Here is a 20,674-nt window from a genome sequence, read left to right as displayed (position 1 = left end):
TTCTTTAAATTGAAAAATCATTCCAATTTTCAGAATAATTTGTTAAAATATAGAAATATTAACTCTTTTATGATGAAAGGAATGTTACATATGATTCATAAATTAAAAGAAAATATAGGGTCTGTTTTTGTTGGTAAGGAAAATGTTATTGATCTACTACTCGTTTCACTACTTGCTGATGGACATGTACTACTTGAAGACGTGCCTGGCACTGGGAAAACGTTACTGGCGAAAACAATTTCAAAAAGTATTGGTGGTCATTTTTCGCGCGTTCAGTTTACCCCTGATGTACTTCCGAGTGATGTAACAGGTATTGAATATTTTAATCCGAAAACGAGCGAATTCGAGTTAAGGCTTGGACCAGTCGTGACAAACATTTTACTGGCAGATGAAATTAACCGCGCAATGCCGAGAACACAGTCTAGTTTGTTAGAAGCAATGGAAGAACGACAAGTGACGCTTGAAAAACAATCTACGCCTCTTCCGAAACCGTTCTTTGTTATTGCGACGCAAAATCCAATTGAATCACAAGGAACGTTCCCTCTTCCAGATGCACAGCTTGATCGCTTTTTAATGACAATTTCAATTGGCTATCCGTCTCCAGAAGATGAGCTACAAATGATGCGACGTTTTCGTAATGATACACCGTTAGAAAGTGTCACATCTGTCATTTCATTAGAAGATATTTTAGAAGCACAGAAACGAGTAAAGGAAATATTCGTATCCGAACCGTTAGAACATTACATAATTAAACTTGCCCACGCTACAAGACATCACGATTACATCGCTAACGGTGTAAGCCCACGTGCCACTTTAGCTTTAGTGCGCGCAGTTCAAGCATTAGCCTTTTTACGCGGCAGAGAATATTGCACGCCTGAAGATATACAATTTTTAATTCCTTCCGTTTGGAATCACCGTATCGTCTTATCAATGGAAGGCGCCCTGCGCACAACAAAAAATGAAATTATGCAAAGGATTTTAAAAGAAGTGGATGTACCCGTGGAGATTGAACAAGCATGAATGGGCAACGCGTTGTAACTGTACCTTTATTTTTTCAACTTCATATTATTCAACTAACCGTTCCAGTCGCGTTACTTTTCACATTCTTTTTCCCGCAACGAATGCTTATGTTTCTCTTTTTCTTCTATTATTTATTCGCGATTTTTATTTACAAATATGTCGCTTACATAGAGAAAAAATTTCAAGTTATAAATGAGAAACAGACAACACGGCTTTTTCCTGATGAATCTGGGCAGTTTTTTATTCATTTAAAAAATGGAGCAAATATACCACTCGTTAATGGTGTTTGTTATTTTCATTTAAATCCATCCCTTATACCGCACAAAGAGCAAGGGATTGAACAAATATCAAAAACGTTATTCTCTTTCCCATTTTCACAACCTGCACATTCGGCGCAAAAATGGGATTTAACATTAACCGCAACGAAACGTGGTGTGTTTCAAATTGAACAGTTCGAATGTGTCTTAAAAGATCCATTTCATCTATTAACTGTACATTTACCTATTTTTGATAAATTAAGGACTGAAATTATTGTGTATCCTTCTCCTAAAGAAGTAGCAGGTTTGCAAGAACTTCAGCAACTATTACATGGTTCTTATCGAACGAATTTTTCTTTTTACACTGATGAAACATCTATTATCGGTGTAAAGCGCTACGAGCGTGAGTCTTTCCGTTCTATTCATTGGAAAGCATCCGCTAAAATGCAAGCATTACAAGCGAAGCAATATGAGCCTGTAAAAAATTATAGTTGGACGATTTGTCTTTCTTTAGCTGCTGATCGCGGTTTTGGTTGGAGAGATAATGTAGAAGAACTTATTTCATATGCAACATACATTTGCCAGTATGCAACGAAGCATCAAATACCGTTTGAATTATTTATTAGTGTATTAGCAGAAGGTGGTGCATTACATATACCGTTAAATGAAGGACAAACGCAATATGCAAAAGCTTTAGAAGAATTAGCCCGTATTTCAGATGATAGTACGTTACTTCCGAAACAAGGATTTCTTCATTATGTAATGAAAAAAAGAGAGCGATCATCAACTATCATTTTTCTCGGTTTGCACAAAAAAGAACTTCCTCTTTTAACACAACCGACATTTGTCATTCATGATGAAGGGATGGTGGAACCAGTTGAAAACTTGGCTATATCACATTCATGATTTCATTCTGCTCCTCCTGCTTTCATTACTAACAGAAAGAAATGAACTAATTGGTATTGCAATATTTTTAACAACAGGCTATGTAGGAGTATTTCTTATTCATAAATTTATGAATAAAAAAATGACAGGATTTATAATACTATTAGGTCTTCAAATAGTTGCTTTCTCAATATTTTTACCTTTTTCTGTTTTTGGCACAATCATATTACCACTATTTTTCTTTATCGTACATGCGGTCGGACCTGGATATCCAGTTCAAAAATCTTTAGGTGGTATTGTATGGTTTGTCGTTTCAGCTATATTTTATGCACCCTTTCCACCGTTGTGGAAACTATTAATATTAGCCTTGCATCTTATGATTACATTTTGGTTAACCGGGGCAAATCGCAAACAACAACTATTACGTTTTACTTCTATCATTACGATTGGCTTAATGAGTATATTAATTGTTCAAGTATTTCCTTTCATTCGACTTATTTTTGGTTTTATAACGGAAGTAGTCGCATTAGGCGTCGGCTATGCTTTAATGCCATTAATTAAAGCAGCGGAATTAAAAGATACTGAAGATGTTTGGGCAAATAAAGGACATCTCTTAAAACCAAAAATTGAAGACGGGAAAAAAATTCCTGATTTTGATCCAATACTCATAAATAGCGCTACAATAATAGTCTGTACAGTCATTGCAATTTATGTCGTATGGAAAATAGTAAAAAAACGAAAACATTTAAGTTTACCAAATATGCCTATCTTCGAATCTACTATTATTACTGATAGAGAAGGACTGAATCAAAAACGTTTTAAACGAAACAAACCGCCACATAACGAAATACGAAAAGAAATTTTCAAACTAGAAAGTAAGTTATCAACTCCTTTAAACCGGGAGCGAGGAGAAACTGTTGAGGCTTGGCTAGAGAGAATAAATAGTGAAGAGGATGTAAATATAGAGAAGCATATTATTATAGATGCTTATAATACAGTGCGTTATTCAAACGAAGAAAACACTGTACTTCTGCATGAATTTAAGGAAGAAGTTCATAAGCTTTATGAATATCAGAAGAATTTGAAGAAACGAAAGAAATAATGTAATAAAAAAACTCCTATTAAAAAATAGGAGTTTTTTTATATACTTCTACGTCACTTTTATAACTTAAGCATGCTTCCCTGCTTCAATTTCTAATGACTCTTCATGCCACCAAAGTGTTTCTTCAGGGTCTTCTTTAGCAATTAAGTGTGCTTCTTTCTTTGTTTCTACTGTAGGATATGAACCTTTTAGCGCACGTCCTGATGTTGTAACGAAAAGTACACTAAATGCAACTAATCCTATAATACTTACACCAGTTAAATAAAATGCCGGTGCGAGTGGGTTACCAGTCGCATGAACTAAGTATGAACATACGAGCGGCGTTGTTCCACCGAATATTGATACAGAAATGTTAAAGGAGATCGAAAGTGCTCGATAACGTACATCGGTGAAAAAGAGCGATGGCAATAATGAAGGTAATGTTCCTTCATACACACTTAGGAAGAAACCTAATACGAAAACACCTGCAAATATAGCTGCAATATGTCCGTTACCTATTAGTAAAAATGCCGGAATTGCAAATACCGTTAAACCAAGTAAACCAATTTGTACGACGCGTTTATTACCAATTTTATCACTTAACTTACCGAAATAAAGCGCTAGTGGAATCATAAGTGCCATCGTAATCGAAATAATTAATAAGCCAGTTGTTTCTTTGACTTTTAGTACTTGAGTTAGATAAGAAGGAATATACGAAAGAATCATATAGTTCGTAATATTAAAGAAGGCGACAATTATTGTGCTTAATAAGAAGTCTTTTTTGTGATATTTTAATATATCCATAAATGAAAATTGTTCATTGTCTTCAGATTCCTCTTGTGCTTTTTCCATCTCTTCAAAGATGGGAGATTCATCTAAATGACGGCGTAAATATAAACCGACCAAACCAATTGGTGCAGCTATTAAGAAAGGAATACGCCATCCCCAGCTGAGCATTTGCTCATCTGTTAACAATAACGTCAAAATGGTAACAATTACCGAAGCAGCAATGTAACCTGAGAGTGTTCCAATTTCAAGACCACTACCGAGTATACCACGCTTTTTATCTGGAGAAGATTCTGCGATATAAACCATTGCTCCTGAATATTCGCCGCCTGTAGAGAAGCCTTGAATCATTCGAGCAACTAAAAGTAGTATTGGTGCCCATACACCAATTTGTTCATAGGTTGGTAGTAATGCGATGAATAATGTAGAAAGTGCCATTAAAATAATAGTTGTACTTAAAACAATTTTTCGGCCATACTTATCTCCTATTCTACCAAAGAAAATACCTCCGATTGGTCGAACGAGAAAGGCCGCTGCAAATGTACCAAATGTAAGTACAAGTTGCAAACCACTATTATCCACACCTGAGAAGAATATTTGACTTAAAATAACCGCTAAATACGCGTATAATCCAAAGTCAAACCACTCCATTGCATTCCCAATACCAGTAGCAATAACTGCTTTCCTGGCTTGTTTAGGATTGACAATATTAACGTCTTGAGGTTCAAAATTTAAATCATTATTTTGTTGCATAAAATAAAACAGCTCCTTTTTAATTTAACTTCTTTAAGCACACCTTCTCTTATTGAATAAAATTAATTCGAAGCACTTAAGGAAAAACAACGTCTCCTTATCTGTTATTATTGTTTCACATAATTAATTATTTGTCCAATGAGATGCTTCCTTTATTAAGTAATTTAATAGTTTAAAAAGCTGAAAGAAGCGCTGTATGAGTGCTTTTTTCAGCTTTTTATTTAAATACAAAAATTTATTTTTTTCACCCCATTTTCTTCCTGTATGAATTAAAAATACGGTACTTTTTACATTTGTAGTTTCATCCAAATTTTTAAACACTTGCTATCGCTGCCACACTATGAATAACGGAAATAAATTCATTAATAAATGCATCAATTTCCTTTTCTGTAATTATATAAGGAGGAAGTAAACGGATGATATTCCCTTGTGTAACATCGACTAACATCCCTTTAGCCATTAATATGGATTGTAATTTCTTCACATTTTCATTCGTATCATTCAAACTAATTCCAAACATCATGCCAGCATGACGTACTTCCTGAACATAATAAGAGTTTTCTTTTTGAATTCCTTGCAGTTTTTCATTGAAATAATGTGACATTTCATACGCTTCTTGCATTAAACCATCATCAATCAATGTATTTAATACCGTTAAACCTAAAGCTGCTCCCATTGATGAATGAGCAAACGTTGTTCCGTGATCTCCTGGTGAAAATACATCACATAGCTTTTCACCTACAATGATTCCTCCAAGCGGTATCCCGCCCCCTGCTCCTTTACCAATTTGAATAATATCCGGTGTAATATTGAAATTTTGATAAGCAAATAGTTTTCCAGTTCTCCCCATACCACTCTGTACTTCATCAACGATAAGAATCACATTATATGTATCACAAAGATGTTGAACACTATGCAAATATTCACTTGATAAAGGATAGATTCCGCCGCTTCCTAAAACAGGCTCTAGCATAATTGCAATCGGCTTTTCATTTATGATTGTTTCTTCTAATTGCTCTATATTTTCGCGCTCTACTTCATATACAGGAATAGATGTTTTAGGAAAATTTTGATATACATTTTCTTGTCTTGTAAAATGAAGTGCCCCTAACGTACGCCCGTGGAAACTATTTTTCAACACAACAACTCCATCGCGCTCTTCATTCGTAATAGCTCTATATTTGTCAATTAATTTCAAAGTCGTTTCTGTCGCTTCCGTACCTGAATTTGTATAGAAGACCTTACCATTTCCTAAAGAATTATCAACTAATTTCTTTGCATACTCAATCGCAACTGGGTTTAAAAAATGAAACGGTAGATGCAACGATTTCGTAACTTGCTCCATTGTCGTTTGCACAATTTTTGGGTGGTTGTAGCCTAATACATTCACTCCCACACCAGAAAACAAATCTACATACTCTTTACCATCCACATCATATAGTTTACACCCTTCTCCTCTTTCTATTGCAACCTTCGTACGACAATACGTAGGCATCATATATTCTTTATCTAATTGAAACCAATCCGACATTTTAAATTCCTCCTAGTTATTTTCCCTGTTTATTTATGTTCATTTTCTATAAAGTCATGTATACATTCATTTTTAAGATTGAAATTTTCATAGTAATTTTCTTCCCGATATTCATTTTTCCATAATTTCTTCTATTTCAACAGGTCCACTACATGCGCGTTTTTTTCATCTAGCGGTCTGTTACTATTTTGAACTTTGCATGTCATACATAATCAAAGCTAAAAAATCATATTTAGTAACAATCGACGAAAAAATTTGGAGGCTATATCGATGAATGAAAAATATGATAAACATAGGAAAGATTTATTAGAAGAAGACTTTAATAAACATCGAGAACTTACTGAACCAGCTAAACTTCACTCTCAAACAGTTGGTTCACGTGGACCTGTTCTAAAACAAGATAGTGTACTGCACGAAACGTTACAAGAATTTATTCACGAAAAAATTTTAGAACGAACTGTTCATGCAAAAGGATTTGGTGCATTCGGTTATTTTCAAACGATTTATCCGATGTCCGAATATACTAAACTAAACTTCCTACAAAATCCTAATGAGAAAGTTCCTGTTATGGTACGGTTTTCATTCGCCGTTAGTACGAAAGGAACTCCTGATACTTCTAGAAATGTACGCGGTTTTGCGACAAAATTTTATACAAATGATGGTGTTTTTGATCTTTTATGTAATCACATTCCTGTCTTTTCTGTTCGTGATCCGATGCGTTTCCCTGAAACGATTAAAGCACTCTTACCTTCACCTAAAAATAACTTAATAGACCCTGATAGATTTTGGAGTTTTGTCGCTAGAGCACCCGAATCCATTCATTTTGTTATCCATTTATACTCTGATGCTGGTACGGCAAAAAGCTTTCGCCACATCCCAGGGCATAGTGTAAATACGTACGTTTGGAGAAATGCTGAAGGTAATCGAAAGTACGTAAAGTATCATTGGTATCCATTTGAAGGTGTACAATACATTAATAGTGTGGAAGCAAACAAGCTAGCTGCCGAAAATCCTGATTATAGCGGGAAAGATTTATATGATGCAATTGCAAATGGTAAACCAGTGGAATATGGATTATATGTCCAGCTCATGGATCCGAAAGATGAAGCACATCTTTCTTATGATCCTTTAGATGATACAAAAGTATGGGATGAAAAGGCGTACCCTCTTATACCAGTCGGTAAAATGGTATTAAATAAAAATCCTGAAAATTATATGGAACAAGTAGAAAAAGTAGCCTTCTCCCCTTCTAATTTACTAGACGGTGCAGAACTATCAGATGATAAAATGCTGCAAGGTCGTGCTAACATTTATAGTGATTCACAAAGAAGAAGAATTGGTCCCGAATTCCGCAAATTACCTATTAACCAACAACAAAATTGGACACCTACTAATCAAATAACAAGCGGTGACGGAAGATATGTTGAGGGTAAAATTGAAAGAACTCCTATAACGAAACAGGATGACTTTCAGCAGGCTGGTGAGTTTTATGACAAGTTACAATCGATAGAAAAAGAGCACCTTGCTGAAAACTTAGCTAGTGATTTGAAAGTTATATCCGATGATATTAGGAAGATAGTTTTGGGGTATTTCAATCAAGTATCAACTAATTTGAAAACAAGCATTGAGACAAAAATGAAAGAGCATTAAGAAGATTAAAACATGCTTTACGAATGAGAATTCAAATCTATATTAATTATTTTCTTGTCAAAATCCAATGAGGTTATTTAATTTTAAAATATAAAGCCAATATATCCCTGTTCTATAATTAGAACAGGGATATATTGAAGTAGCCTTTCAAAACAAACTATAGTAAATTATTTTACTTGCACCGTATAATTTCCTGTTCCACCGCCATACTTATATACACTTAAGTAATATTTCCCTGGCTTTGCATTATAATTGCCAAGCAATTTGTTTCCATCACGTTTTGTTGCATAAGTTACATAATTATTTAAGTCTGATTCAGAATATAGTACCCAGTTCAATCCAATGTTTTGTTCGTTCGTAATAGTAATTTGTAAATCATTTGGGTCCTTTACATCAATAACAAATCGGTCAACCTGATCTTGATCGCTTAAGTTTCCTCTTAGTAACGTATTTAAAGATAGTGGATTCGCTGTATCAAATGAATTATTCGGTTCTTTTTCTACAGCCGTACCTTCTTCTGTATTCAGTCCGCTAAATACAACATCATATTCAAATTGTCCAGCATTATTTACACGGTAATTTACAAAATAAGCAGTCAATGTTTTATATCCCGTCCACTCTTTTCCTGAAAGACGTTTCAACATATCATTCGTTGCTTGATTCATCACTTTCCAGTCCTCAACTTCTCCTTTAGCCGCACTTCCTGTATATATCCCCTGTAGTGTAAATGTATTAAAGAATTGTGATTTATTCTTTGTTACTTTCACATCTTTTAACTTTGCTTCATTTGTGATCTCTGACGTAACATCCGCAAGCGATTTTGGATCATGCTGCGCTAAGTAATCATCTGATACTTGTGGAATTGTATACTTATCACGATTATCAATAAGCATTTGCATATAAGATTGATATTCTTCATTTAATTTATTATCTTTGCTTAATGTAGAACGGTATGCATCGTAACTTGAAACATCATTTGCACGAATTAAATCATGCAATTTATCGAACATTTCAGGACGGTTATTATACATATATGATTGCAATGCAAACGAATAGTTATAAAAATCCCACGTTCCATATCTCGCATTTAATGTTTGTGATGCTGTATAACGTTTTGCAGGATCATAAGATAATCCACCAATTATACTTTTTCGCGGTACTACACTATCTAATCGCGTTGCACCTGCAAAGAACTCTGCATTTCCTTCTTCAAACCATGTTAAACGTTCATCTTGATACATTTCCCCTTGGCCCCATAATCCCTGAACCTCGTATCTTCCTTGTAAATAGTGTGTAAATTCATGGCGGAACAATTCTTCCAAACTATAAATACTTTGCTCTGGTGTACGTTCATATGTAAAGAACGTTCCTGTCCCTTCAATATAAATTCCACCATTATTCGTTTCATATCCGTACAGTTGACGATTAAATTGATACTCATCTGGACTATTATAAATAACCATCGTTAACACATCATCAGCATGTCCACTTTCAAGTGGTTTATCACTACCAACTGTACGATAAAATTGAGAACGAACTTCTTTTGCCGCCCAGTATAGACGTTTAATTTTCTCTTCGCTAACTTTATCCCCAGCTTTAAAGACAATTGCTCCATCATCAAACGTATACGTTTTCGGTAAATATTTCTTTTTACCATCTTCTCGAATTTGATCTAAATTTACAGTTTTTCCGTTCGCATCTACTCCACCGTAATTTGTAGTAATTTGTTCTGCTGCAACAAAATATTGCTCTCCTAAATATGGATAAATTCGCATTGCATCTGTAACAACTTGTTGACCTTTTGTTGGTGTACTATGAAGCTTGCCCAATCGACCAGCATAATAAATTCCATTATTAATTAACCAGCCGTTTTTATTTGTTACTGTCCCAAGTAGTGCAAAACGATTTACTTCATTAATAAAGTTATCAATATTTCGATACCACATCGTATCTTTTGGCTCTTTTCCAGTCGTGTACATATCCGTCTGAATATCAAAGTCTATTCCCCTCATTAACTCATATATAGCGTCTCCTTTTGTTCGGTCTTCAATGAAAGTTGCAAGATTATCGTTATATTGTTTGAAAATTCCACCTGCATATAAAACCGTTTCAACATCTGCTGATGCATTTCCAATTAATTTTCCATATGATGAAATAACTTTATTTTGTTCTGATGTACCAAGTTTGAAATTTGGATTTTTTGCAATTGTTTTTAAAGCCGGTAAACATTTATCATGGTAGCTACGCTCATTTAGTTTGCTTAATTCATCATGATAAAAACCTAAATAAAATGCTGCACGTAGAGCTTCTACTAATGTTTCAATCCCTTTTGAATCATCTTTCGTATAAGTTTGACCTTGTTCTGCTAGTTTATCAATGATTGCTTGCATTCGACTATCATCTTGATAGAACTTGAGACTATCACTATTAAACTGAAATAATTCTGGAATTTGATACCATTTAATCGTCACAAGAAGATCAGTTAATTGTTTGTTGCTCAATTGATTTAGTTCGGCCATCGAATACTTTTTTTCTTCAGCTAACGGTTTAATATTATCGGTTGGTGCTAGTGGACGCTGCGATAAATCCGCTAACTTTAACCGTTTTGTAAAAGATGCATTTTCTTGTACTGTTGAAGAGTGCGCCAACTCATCAACGGATTTCTGTATTCCTACCGGCTCCATTTGTAATACGTTCTTCACATTTTTCTCTTTTGTCTCTGCTTGAATTTGCAAACCATTACATGATATTGTCACTAGTCCAACACCAAGAATCAACTTAGAAATTTTTGAATATTTAACCATGCCATTGCCCCCTTTAATTATTTAAAGAAAATTCTGAATTTTAATATCAGAACATACTTATTTGTATGTATTTACAGTTCCGCTATAAATACATGTAAAATCACTAATGCAATAGTAGCTCGTTTTATACTATTACGAATACAGATTCCTTACATACAATCCCCTTCCTTACATTTAATACAAGCAAAAACTGTGCCAATTACATTTCTTATGCATAGCTAGCATTCTTTCATTAATACTGTAGAATAAAATATACATATTTGTCTCCGCAGTGTATAAATATTTCGACACAAATTCCTCTTTTTATGACGAAAGGACTCGTTGAAGATTATTTTTGCATTAGCCAACAAATAATTTTCAACTAACACCATTCCGAATTTTAAACCCATTCAAAAAGGTAAGTAAACATATTACAAAAGGATAATATGTTTACTTACCTTTTCCTATTTTATATAGATAACAAGCTATCGTTTGATAAAAACAATATTAATTAGCATTTTGTTACATCAGTTCATATTATGTTCATTTCTCTTTTTCACATTGCAACGGCTTGAATTTCACTTTTTTCCCTTTCTTCTTTTTCGTTTTTATAACGATCCATTCCCCTTTTTCAACGTCTAGGTTTAGGCGTTTCATTACATTGATATTATCTTTTTCTTTATAAAGTAAAAATGCTTCTTGTGCACTCACAAATAAGCTAGGCTGCTCGCTAAATCCACCACTATCATAAATTTTAGTTAGCGAATTATAATAAGAATCATTTTTCTTTCCACCATACATCAAATGGGCAGCCTCCAGATCTCTTTTACTTACTTCCCAAAAACTATGTTCATCAATATTTAAATTAAATGTAGATTTAATGTCCTGCATTATACTCTTCACATACTTTTCATCTCGAATTTTTCTTTCTTCAAGACAATCCGAAGATAACCTTGGTGCATCTGATTGGGAATGTACAACGTGTTGTATCGATACACACAAAATAAATACGCTTAAAATGTAAAATATTTTTTTCATATTTACATATCACCTCAAATGATTTAGATACTATATTATTTGAGGCTTAAGATTTTCTTATGCTAGGAATGTGAAAGGTCCTATAAAATAGACTTTTTATAGGACCTTTTCTTTTAATATTGCTTTATCAAATTCACCGGCTCGGCAACTACCTTACTACTTTTCACATCATATAACCCTATAGGCGTTACTCGTATAAATGGCAAGTGCGTCGCAGAAAAGAATAAAATTGTAAATGCTGGATCGTTATAAGCATATCCTCTTTCTTGCAGTAAGTTCACCATCTTTTTCTCTTCCTGTATTAAATCACTCATATTTACATCCGACATAATCCCAAGTAGCGGTAATGCAATTTCATGTAATACTTCATTCCTTTCAGCTATTACCATTCCCCCGCCGAGCTCTTTTACTCTATGAAAAGCTGTAAGCATATCCTCTTTACTTTTTCCAATCAGAATCATATCACCTGTACCAGAATAAGAACTAGCAAGACCACCTAATTCTTTTGCAAAACCTTTTACAACTGTATTTACTCGCCAAGTACCATCACGAGCAATCATCATTAAGAAACATTCATCATGATCAATAGAAAGTTCATCATGGTTTAAATCAATTTCACTTACATATGGTTTTGTTATAACGTTATTTAATAAGTGCATACCCGTTTTATTAGGGAAAATCATATCCTCTTTCTCTATGGTCCAGTCTAATGTTAGTGGATTTACTTTGAAGTTACTCCATTCTATAAGTAACGATCCATTTTTGTTTACTCCGTCACGCTTTACCCACTGTCCCTTTGCAATGACACTGACTGGTACTGGGTTTTCTTTACTTTCTAAAATATTCATATTGGCCACTCTACCTGTCGCAATTGAACCATGCACATGTTCCATATTATAATAACGGGCAATATTATAACTTGCCATTTGATACGCATCTATTACTGGTACCCCTTGCTCTATCGCTATTTCTATCAAGCGATTCGTCATGCCGTTTTCATAAAATGACGGATGCGAACCGTCTGTTGTAAAAAAGAATCTATCAAACTGCTTCACACCTAATTCCAACAATTCTTTTAATAAAACCTCCAAATCCGGTCTAATCGAAGAATTTCTAAGAGATACAGTGTAACCTTGCATTAGGCGAGTTAACGCTTCCTGCCCTGTCATCGCTTCATGATCGCAATCTGTACCTAACAACTTTAACTTTGCTAACGTTGTTTCAGATGCACCTGGGAAATGTCCTTCTACTTTTTTCTGTAATCGCTTCGTTTCCTGAACCCAATTTAACATTTCATCATCGCCATGTAATAGTTTTGGCCATGCTGTTAACTCTCCGCCTTGAAGAACTGCTTCATGCTGTAGCCACTCCATTATTTCTTCACTATTAAACAACGATTCTCCGTTTTGCAATTCAGTCTGTCCATCAAAACGACACCACCAATACATACTTGCTGGAATCTTTTTAAATTCATCTAATAAACGAAATGCTTCTTCACGCTTTAATGTGAAAAATAAAGTTAAATTATCATTAATAAAAGTTGTTGTCCCAAACTGCATCGCATGATTTGCTAACGTCTCTGGGTTATATAATTGATATGGGTGTGCATGAGGTTCTATGTAACCGGGTACGACACACTTTCCTTCGCAATCAATCACTTCACAATCTGTTAATTGCTCCGGTAACTTCTCTCCTACGTATACAATCCTGTCATCATAAATCCAAATATTTGCTACTGTCCAATTACGTAAGTAAGAATTTAAATACGTTGCATTCTTTAATAAAATGTGCGGACTCCTCTTACCATCTAATACTTCAACATCCTCTCGTAATTGTTTATTACTCCATTTATACTGATTTTTTTCCATTGTATTCAACTCCAAATCTATTAACTGTTATATTGGTTGAAACGAGAAATAGTTAATCAACTAAAGTATTCCCTATTTATAACTCCCTATAACCTTTATTATATGTAATAGTTGTAAAAATAACAATTTTCAGAATTCAAAACGTACCTCTTTGCTCCAAAATAAACAGGATGTCATGCAACAGACATCCTGTTTATTTTTTACTAAGCTAATAGATATAAGATTATTTTAGCTTGATGTTGATGTGGTAGACCCCTTTTGAATCGATATGTTTTTTGAAGCTAAGCTTACAATAAAATTTATTACGATATGAATAAATAATGCTATTGCTCCTGTACTAATGTCATTAATAGCGTGTGGGACTGTTAGAAAAAAGTTTGCAATTTTTATATTGAAAATCGTAGCATACAATACAACAAGCACTCCCGTCATGATTCCAGTCATTGCGCCATATATTTTTTGAAAAATAGTACCCCATGCCCACCAAATTAAGATTTTGAAGTCCGTTCAAAATTCCATCTCCATTTCTCACAAGATTACAATTTTATTAAGAACTAATAATTTTTATAATTATTTAATTTCTCAATATGATTTCTGCATATGATTCCATTCAAAGATACAAAATATCTAAGTAACTATTTATAATTATATTGTTTTATATCTAAATTCACAAAGGAGCTACATAACATGGATGAAAAAAATCTATTAAGTCAACAACTTGACCACGTGTCATCAGATGCTCTAAATACTCCAAGTAAGGCTCAAGAACAGATGGAAGAAACATCTCAAGAGGCACATAATCCAGACAACACCAATGTTAAAAAGAAAGGCACTACTCAAGATTTACATGGCGTGGACTTACCAATTTCAGACGTATATAGAACAACGAACAAAAAGTAGATTTCAAAGGGAAAACTCTTAAGAACGAGTAAACTTAATTCTTTTCCCTTTTCCTATTGGGGTCCCGCCAGCATTTCGGAAAAAAACCACGCTAAGTAAATTTGGATAAGAAAAGAGCCGCGTTACCCTATTAAGAGTAACGCGGCTCTTTAATCTTTAAAAAACGTAAAAATATAGTTTGTATAAATTAATTAAATTGCTGTAGAGAATTTAATAAGTTTTTATGAATAAATGATGTTATATAAGAAAGTTGGTACAAGTTAATAGATGGCAATAGATAAGATGACTTTAACAGGTAATTCAAGGGTTAATCTTATCTATTATCATCTATATTCGAATATAAATTATTAGAAATTAAGGTTATGGATAACTGGTATATCTATTCTAGGGAAACCGCCCATACCCATTCCTGGGAAACCTATAATACGGTGAGAATCTAATGTCATGTTTGCACCTACTTTTTATAAATATTTCATATTCTTTTACATGTTATGCTTAAAGAAAATAAAAGAGCTTATTCTCATTTGAACTTAGGCAGACTAACTACTGATAAGAGGGTTTTATGTCAATTAGTTTGCGGGACCCCTACTAAAAAAATCCTCTATTGCTATAAAAATAAAGAAAAGGCACCTTAGGGTGTCTTTTCTTTATTTCAAGAGGACCTGCTCAATTAATGCGTAAAAACATAAAGTAAATTGAATCCATTAAATTACATGAGTGACCTTAATTTTCCCCTCCTACTCAAAGGAGAGATTAAAATGGGCTTTGGTGGTAGTTGTAGTAGTTGTGGCGGCGGCTTTGCTTTATTAGTTGTATTATTTATTCTATTAATCATAGTTGGAGCTTCTTGCTTCTGCTAAAAAAACTATCGGAAAAGACACTCATATATGAGTGTCTTTTCTTTATGGGGTACTGCCCCATATAAAGAAATTTTAAACATCTTAATCTACCTTTCCTTTATGTAAATATGGGAATAATGAAATTACCCCAAGGATAGCTAAACAAGCTCCAATCCATAGCGGAGATACAAAACCATATCCTTTACTGATCCCAAGACCACCTAGTGACGAACCAATAACAATACCTAGCGTAATAAAAGAACTATGAACGGTATTTATCATCGTTCCATTACTAGCTGTTTTCATGACTCTCGCAACCATAGCTGGATTCATTGCTACACCAGTTAAACCAATAAAAACAGTAGAAATAACGGCAATATATTTATTTTCTGCTCCTAAAGCAAATAAAGACAATGCTACTATCAATATAATCAATCCGCACATCAATATTTTCATTGTATATTTATCAGCAAACTTTCCAATTATTATATTGCCAATTACCGTCGCGCTACCATAGAGAGCAAGTAAATATGGAATACTTGTGCTTGAAAAGCCTGTAACATTTGTAAAAATGGGCGTAAAATAACTAAATGCTGCAAACGTACCACCAATAATAAACATACTTGTTACGTACGCTGCCCAAAGATGAATATTTTTAAATCGTAGAATTTCGTCTTTCCAGTTTAATTGCTCTTTATTTGAAGATGATGGTAACAACCATTGAATCATAATCCCTGATACTAGCACAAGAACAGAAACAGCTCCAAAACTAATACGCCAGCCAAAATATTGCGAAATAACGGTTGTTATAGGTAAACCTAATACAGTTGCGAGCATTAAACCTGCAAGTACAATTGATGCAGCTTTTCCCCTTGAATCAGAGTGAACCAATGTTGCAGAGAAGGAAATCGTAACTCCAAAAGCTGAAGCTGAAACAATACCAGTTATAATACGTGAAATCATCATAATATCATAGTTCCAAGCAATAGCTCCGAGCGATTGACCAATTAAAAATACGAACATTAAAAACAATAATGCTTGTTTGCTGCGCATTCGCAAGAGGATTGCAGTTAAAATGGGGCCTCCTATTACCATTGCTCCTGCATAAGCTGAAATTAAATACCCAATAGACGATACAGAAACCTGGAATGCAAGAGCAAGTTCATTCATCATACCTGCAACCATAAATTCTGATGTAGTCATACAAAAGATTGCTAAAGCTAATAAATAAATAATCGATGGCATAAAAACACTCCTTATCCATTATTGTAATGATTGGTACAAAAATAGTGCAAAAAAGAGCGCACTAAGCGCCAAAAATAGAATCCATTGTTCCTTTGATAACCTGTTCAGCTAATATCCGATTTTGCATCGATACATTAAGAACACGGAATCCGTAATAACTGCTTAAAAGCAGACTAGCTAATTCCTCAGCTGATTGCTTCTTTGAAATTTCACCTGTTTGCAATCCTTCCTCCATCACTGTTTCAATAGCTTGTTTAAGAAGCTCAACATGCCTTGAGAAAATTTCTTGAACCATTAAATCGTTTTTAGCACGTTCTACGCTGGCATTAATCAATAAACATCCTTTTTGATCAATATTTTCAAAGTCTTCCTTCAATGCCCATTCAAAAAAATTACTTAATCGTTCTTTAACTGGAATTGGAGTATCTAACAATTTCTTTTGTTCCCTAATCCCAATTTCATGGTAGCGTTCTAATACTTGTTTATACAGTTCATGTTTACTACCAAAAGTATTGTATAAACTTCCTTTTCCAAGTCCTGTATCACTGCATAAATCTTGTGTAGAACACCCCTCATATCCTCTTATCCAAAATGTTTTCATTGCAACATCTACAATTGAGGAATAATCAAACTCTCTGGGTCTGCCGCGATTAGTCAATCTTATTCTCCTCTCATTTTAAAGATAACATTAGTAGAATACACTTTTTGTACCATTTGGTCAATAAAGGTGTTTTATTGTATTTAAAATAAAATTTGATTATTGTAGACAAGGATCGTTTCATATCTAGTAATTTACTTGGTTAGCTTAATGGCTATAAGGCGGTACCCCATTCCCACCAAATTAAGATTTTGAAGCCCGTCCAAAATTTCATCTCTCCTTCTCCCTTTCTCACAAAAATTCACAGTTACCTTTTGTCATTTAAAAAGAGGACCTGCTATTCGTAGCAAATCCTCTTTTGTTAACCTGAAACTTAATAAAAAATGCTTTCTTCAAATTATTTTTAAATGAATTCCAACAAAAAGGATATTTCCGTTTTACTTTCATTCGCTATCAAGCATATATAGTTTCATACGAAATCGATTAAAAAATCGTACCATCCTTTGTAACCTACATTGGATAATACATGAAACATTACACCTTGTAATTCCTAAATCTCTTTCTTTCAATTTTTTTAACTTAATCCAATTTCCCATCCCCCTCTATCCACTTCATTGTTTTTTCCACATCTAATTCCGTATAATTCTTTTCACCATATCGAACAGACTCATATATCGGAATAATGCCTCTCGTTCTACATATTCTCTTTAACCATTGTTGCATCGTTTCATAGGATCTTCTCTGTTCATGAAATGGTAAAGTCCTTTCCCATTCAACTAACGTTTTTCTTATCGTATCTGTAGGCAACGGTTGCTCTAACTGATGCCTCACTTTCTCGTTCTTTTCGGTCCTTACCGTATTTTCTTTTTTTACCGATTGTTTCTCTTGTTCCATTTCTGATTTCGTTAACTTTTTCCTAACTGATTTATAAAGAAAATATATAATTACCACTGCAATAACAACATAAAAAACTACAGTAATCCATGAATTTGAAAGTACAGAAAATATGGCTCCCCATAAACTTTCCCTTTCGAACTCTTTCATTTTTTTACCTGTTGTTGTTCTTATCCCTTTATCTTCTACTTTTTTATCTTCAATAGGTGTCTCATACTCTTCAATATTTTCGTAGTTTATTGTTTCTTTATAAATTTTTTCAGATTTTTTCTCACTAAAAAAACGCTCTTTTACTATGCCTTGTACATGCACAACACCTTGCGATAACGCTATCGCACTAATCGAAAAGAAAAGTATAATTATTACTTTAACACTCCAAAACTTCACTTTCGTATGCTGCTTTTTATTCAACATGACAGAAGCCCTTTCTTATTCTTTAATTACAATCCATTTATTCGTTCTACTATATTTCTTTGGTGAAGTACCAAGGATTAAAGGAACCGCATCCAGTTCCTTACGACGAAAACCTGCTGTGTAAAAATAAGAAGAAGATACAGGCGTATCCTGATCCGATATTGAGGCAAGTACCTTTAATACATTTTGCAAGTGTTTCCGATTATCCCCATTTTTTATATGTAGCAAACCGTTATCTTTTACACTATTGATCCATACTTCAAACGAACAGTTTTGCATGAGCAGTTGTTTACATATACCCGCCGTTAATTCGATTAGTTCCTCTGTATCATTTCGCAAAGAAACACCACTTTTGTTTTGCAAGTTGAGATAAATCGCGTATTTATCTGATTGCGTTCGCTCGTACTTTTTCGCGGTTATCGTCCCTGTTTTCGCTGTTGCACTCCAGTGGATGGAACGAAAATCTTCATTTTCATAAGACTTCACTCCCATTACTTTCGTTTCATCATATAAGGGTGAAGACATCGCTTTTCGAAATCCACGTGACCATTCTTGTAATTCGGGCACTTGTATTTTGGGAACAGCTGGTAAGACTAAATAGGAGGGCGTATCGACTTGTTTATATGTTATATGGTTCGTTACGAATCCAAAGAGATCAGTAATAACAATTTCAACTTCTTCCCATTTCGCAATGCCTCTTTTTAACGCTACAGCTTGCAAATCAAATGAAACAGACTCTCTTCCTTTTAAATTAAAATTCATATAATAATTTGAACCTGTATTAGTATTTTTGTTTATTTCATCATGATCCCAAGTTAGCTTATTTTCACATTTAAATCGAAATACGATATTAAGAATAGGAAATATCGACTTGTTTGAAATTTTAATTTTGCACATATTCGTTTCACCTATGAAAACATTTGAATTCCCTTGACTGTATTCCCATTCAACACGAGATACTTTACGCATGTATACATGCGTAGCACCTATTAAAATCACATACAAAAATACGAGAGATAATAAGAGTAGATTACTTGAAAATACACTTAAGATAACGGCTACAACTGACATAACTCCCATTACGAAAGGCTCCGCTAAAGGTGTATACACAAGCTGTTGATTCATCGTACATTCTCCACTGGCACACTAATTGTATGGAGAATTTCTTTCATGATTTGTTCTTTCGTCGTTTTCATCTCTCCCTCAATCGTTAACGTTAAACGATGAGCGCAAACGGATGCAGCAAGTAGTTTTATATCATCTGGCGTGCAATAATCTCTTTCATTTAATATTGCCCGTGCTTGAATCGCCCTCATAAATGCCAACGTCCCCCTCGGACTTACACCAATTTCAATTAACTCATGCTTACGCGTTGCCTCAATAATTTCAAGAAGATAATCTTGCACATCATTCCCTACTAACACTTCTCTTGCACGCTTTTGCATCGTAATAATTTCTTCACTTGAAATAATAGAATGTAACGTTTCTAACGGATCATTCATTTGAAACCGATTCATCATTTCCTTTTCTGCTTCTCTCGTAGGATAACCTTGTCGAATTGTAAGTAAAAACCGGTCTAATTGAGCATCTGGTAAAGGAAATGTACCAGCGGATTCAAGAGGATTTTGCGTCGCAATAACTAAAAAAGGTTCTGGTAATGAATGTGTCTGTTTCGCAATCGTAACAGTACGTTCTTCCATAACTTCCAATAACGAAGATTGTGTTCTCGGTACAGCTCGATTAATTTCATCCACTAATACGATATTTGCAAAAATAGGACCTAACCTCGTTTTAAATTCCGATTCCTTTACATCAAAATATTCAAGACCAATAACATCTCCAGGTAAAGTGTCAGCTGTGAATTGAATTCTTTGGAACTTAGCGTCCACACTTTTAGCCAAACTTTTCGCTAACGTTGTTTTCCCCGTCCCAGGTACATCCTCTAATAAAATGTGCCCTCTTGCTATGAGAGCTATTGCTGCAAGTTCAATCGATTCATCTTTTCCTATAATAACTTTCGAAATATTGTTAGTTATTTTCTTTAATGTACTCATATAGTAATCTACCACCTTTAAATTATCTAAAAATTAAGAATATATATTTTCCAAATTATAACATGCAATTCGAAGATG

General features: G+C 34.0%; 17 protein-coding genes. 6 read left to right on the top strand and 11 right to left on the bottom strand.

The genetic code is table 11. The features are described from left to right. Positions 1-90 precede the first annotated feature (90 nt). From ACQKNI_RS02365 to ACQKNI_RS02355, 3 genes are read left to right on the top strand one after another with little or no spacing between them, the layout of a single operon-like run. A complete protein-coding gene (locus ACQKNI_RS02365) occupies positions 91-1,020 on the top strand; it encodes an AAA family ATPase (protein ID WP_088229489.1) in 930 nt (309 codons plus the stop codon). Next, complete coding sequence (locus ACQKNI_RS02360; protein ID WP_088229490.1) at positions 1,017-2,183, top strand: DUF58 domain-containing protein; 1,167 nt, start codon at positions 1,017-1,019, stop codon at positions 2,181-2,183. The genes ACQKNI_RS02365 and ACQKNI_RS02360 overlap by 4 nt, the downstream gene beginning before the upstream one ends. After that, entirely contained in the window at positions 2,155-3,264 is a 1,110-nt protein-coding gene (locus ACQKNI_RS02355; RefSeq protein ID WP_088229491.1) for a DUF4018 domain-containing protein, read from the top strand. Before ACQKNI_RS02360 ends, ACQKNI_RS02355 begins: the two co-directional genes overlap by 29 nt. 66 nt (positions 3,265-3,330) lie before the next feature. Here ACQKNI_RS02355 and ACQKNI_RS02350 read toward each other — a convergent pair whose 3' ends face one another. The 3 genes from ACQKNI_RS02350 to ACQKNI_RS02340 all read right to left on the bottom strand — a co-directional run bounded on the left by ACQKNI_RS02350 (position 3,331) and on the right by ACQKNI_RS02340 (position 6,313). Next, the gene (locus ACQKNI_RS02350; RefSeq protein ID WP_088229492.1) at positions 3,331-4,782 is read right to left on the bottom strand and encodes an MFS transporter; all 1,452 of its coding nucleotides are present in this window, start codon (positions 4,780-4,782) and stop codon (positions 3,331-3,333) included. A 123-nt stretch (positions 4,783-4,905) separates the two neighbouring features. Next, on the bottom strand, positions 4,906-5,091 hold the full coding sequence (locus ACQKNI_RS02345) for a hypothetical protein (RefSeq protein WP_088229493.1): 186 nt from the start codon (positions 5,089-5,091) through the stop codon (positions 4,906-4,908). A gap of 4 nt (positions 5,092-5,095) precedes the next feature. Then, complete coding sequence (locus ACQKNI_RS02340; RefSeq protein ID WP_088229494.1) at positions 5,096-6,313, bottom strand: aspartate aminotransferase family protein; 1,218 nt, start codon at positions 6,311-6,313, stop codon at positions 5,096-5,098. 270 nt (positions 6,314-6,583) lie between these two features. On the opposite strand from ACQKNI_RS02340, the gene ACQKNI_RS02335 reads away from it, so the two are divergent. Then, positions 6,584-7,963: a catalase gene (locus tag ACQKNI_RS02335; RefSeq protein WP_098357561.1), complete on the top strand. Its 1,380-nt coding sequence runs from the start codon at positions 6,584-6,586 to the stop codon at positions 7,961-7,963. Positions 7,964-8,130: 167 nt separating this feature from the next. Here ACQKNI_RS02335 and colA read toward each other — a convergent pair whose 3' ends face one another. The 3 genes from colA to ACQKNI_RS02320 form a co-directional block, all read right to left on the bottom strand. Next, entirely contained in the window at positions 8,131-10,767 is a 2,637-nt protein-coding gene (gene colA, locus ACQKNI_RS02330) for a collagenase ColA (protein ID WP_098882917.1), read from the bottom strand. A gap of 522 nt (positions 10,768-11,289) precedes the next feature. After that, the gene (locus tag ACQKNI_RS02325; protein ID WP_088229497.1) at positions 11,290-11,784 is read right to left on the bottom strand and encodes a hypothetical protein; all 495 of its coding nucleotides are present in this window, start codon (positions 11,782-11,784) and stop codon (positions 11,290-11,292) included. 113 nt (positions 11,785-11,897) lie between these two features. Then, a complete protein-coding gene (locus tag ACQKNI_RS02320) occupies positions 11,898-13,652 on the bottom strand; it encodes an adenine deaminase C-terminal domain-containing protein (RefSeq protein WP_427282164.1) in 1,755 nt (584 codons plus the stop codon). 687 nt (positions 13,653-14,339) lie between these two features. On the opposite strand from ACQKNI_RS02320, the gene ACQKNI_RS02315 reads away from it, so the two are divergent. Both ACQKNI_RS02315 and ACQKNI_RS02310 read left to right on the top strand, forming a co-directional pair. Then, positions 14,340-14,552, top strand: coding sequence for a hypothetical protein (locus ACQKNI_RS02315; RefSeq protein WP_088229499.1), 213 nt, complete (start codon positions 14,340-14,342; stop codon positions 14,550-14,552). Between the two features lie 758 nt (positions 14,553-15,310). Continuing rightward, the gene (locus ACQKNI_RS02310; RefSeq protein WP_000505688.1) at positions 15,311-15,412 is read left to right on the top strand and encodes a YjcZ family sporulation protein; all 102 of its coding nucleotides are present in this window, start codon (positions 15,311-15,313) and stop codon (positions 15,410-15,412) included. Between the two features lie 81 nt (positions 15,413-15,493). Here the strand turns inward: ACQKNI_RS02310 and ACQKNI_RS02305 are convergent, their stop codons facing one another. From ACQKNI_RS02305 to ACQKNI_RS02285, 5 genes are all read right to left on the bottom strand, one after another. Further along, positions 15,494-16,636: an MFS transporter gene (locus ACQKNI_RS02305; RefSeq protein WP_088229500.1), complete on the bottom strand. Its 1,143-nt coding sequence runs from the start codon at positions 16,634-16,636 to the stop codon at positions 15,494-15,496. Between the two features lie 61 nt (positions 16,637-16,697). Then, positions 16,698-17,294 carry a TetR/AcrR family transcriptional regulator gene (locus tag ACQKNI_RS02300; protein ID WP_427282163.1) on the bottom strand — a complete coding sequence of 199 codons (597 nt, stop codon included), beginning with the start codon at positions 17,292-17,294 and terminating at the stop codon, positions 16,698-16,700. A 519-nt stretch (positions 17,295-17,813) separates the two neighbouring features. Next, positions 17,814-18,542, bottom strand: coding sequence for a signal peptidase II (locus tag ACQKNI_RS02295; RefSeq protein ID WP_427282162.1), 729 nt, complete (start codon positions 18,540-18,542; stop codon positions 17,814-17,816). Between the two features lie 15 nt (positions 18,543-18,557). Further along, complete coding sequence (locus ACQKNI_RS02290) at positions 18,558-19,667, bottom strand: DUF58 domain-containing protein (protein WP_098840736.1); 1,110 nt, start codon at positions 19,665-19,667, stop codon at positions 18,558-18,560. Beyond that, complete coding sequence (locus ACQKNI_RS02285) at positions 19,664-20,596, bottom strand: AAA family ATPase (protein ID WP_088229504.1); 933 nt, start codon at positions 20,594-20,596, stop codon at positions 19,664-19,666. The genes ACQKNI_RS02290 and ACQKNI_RS02285 overlap by 4 nt, the downstream gene beginning before the upstream one ends. Between the last annotated feature and the right edge of the window lie 78 nt (positions 20,597-20,674).

This window comes from Bacillus sp. NPDC094064, assembly GCF_050279585.1.
GTDB lineage: Bacteria > Bacillota > Bacilli > Bacillales > Bacillaceae_G > Bacillus_A.
This window is presented reverse-complemented; position numbering and strand designations above follow the sequence as displayed.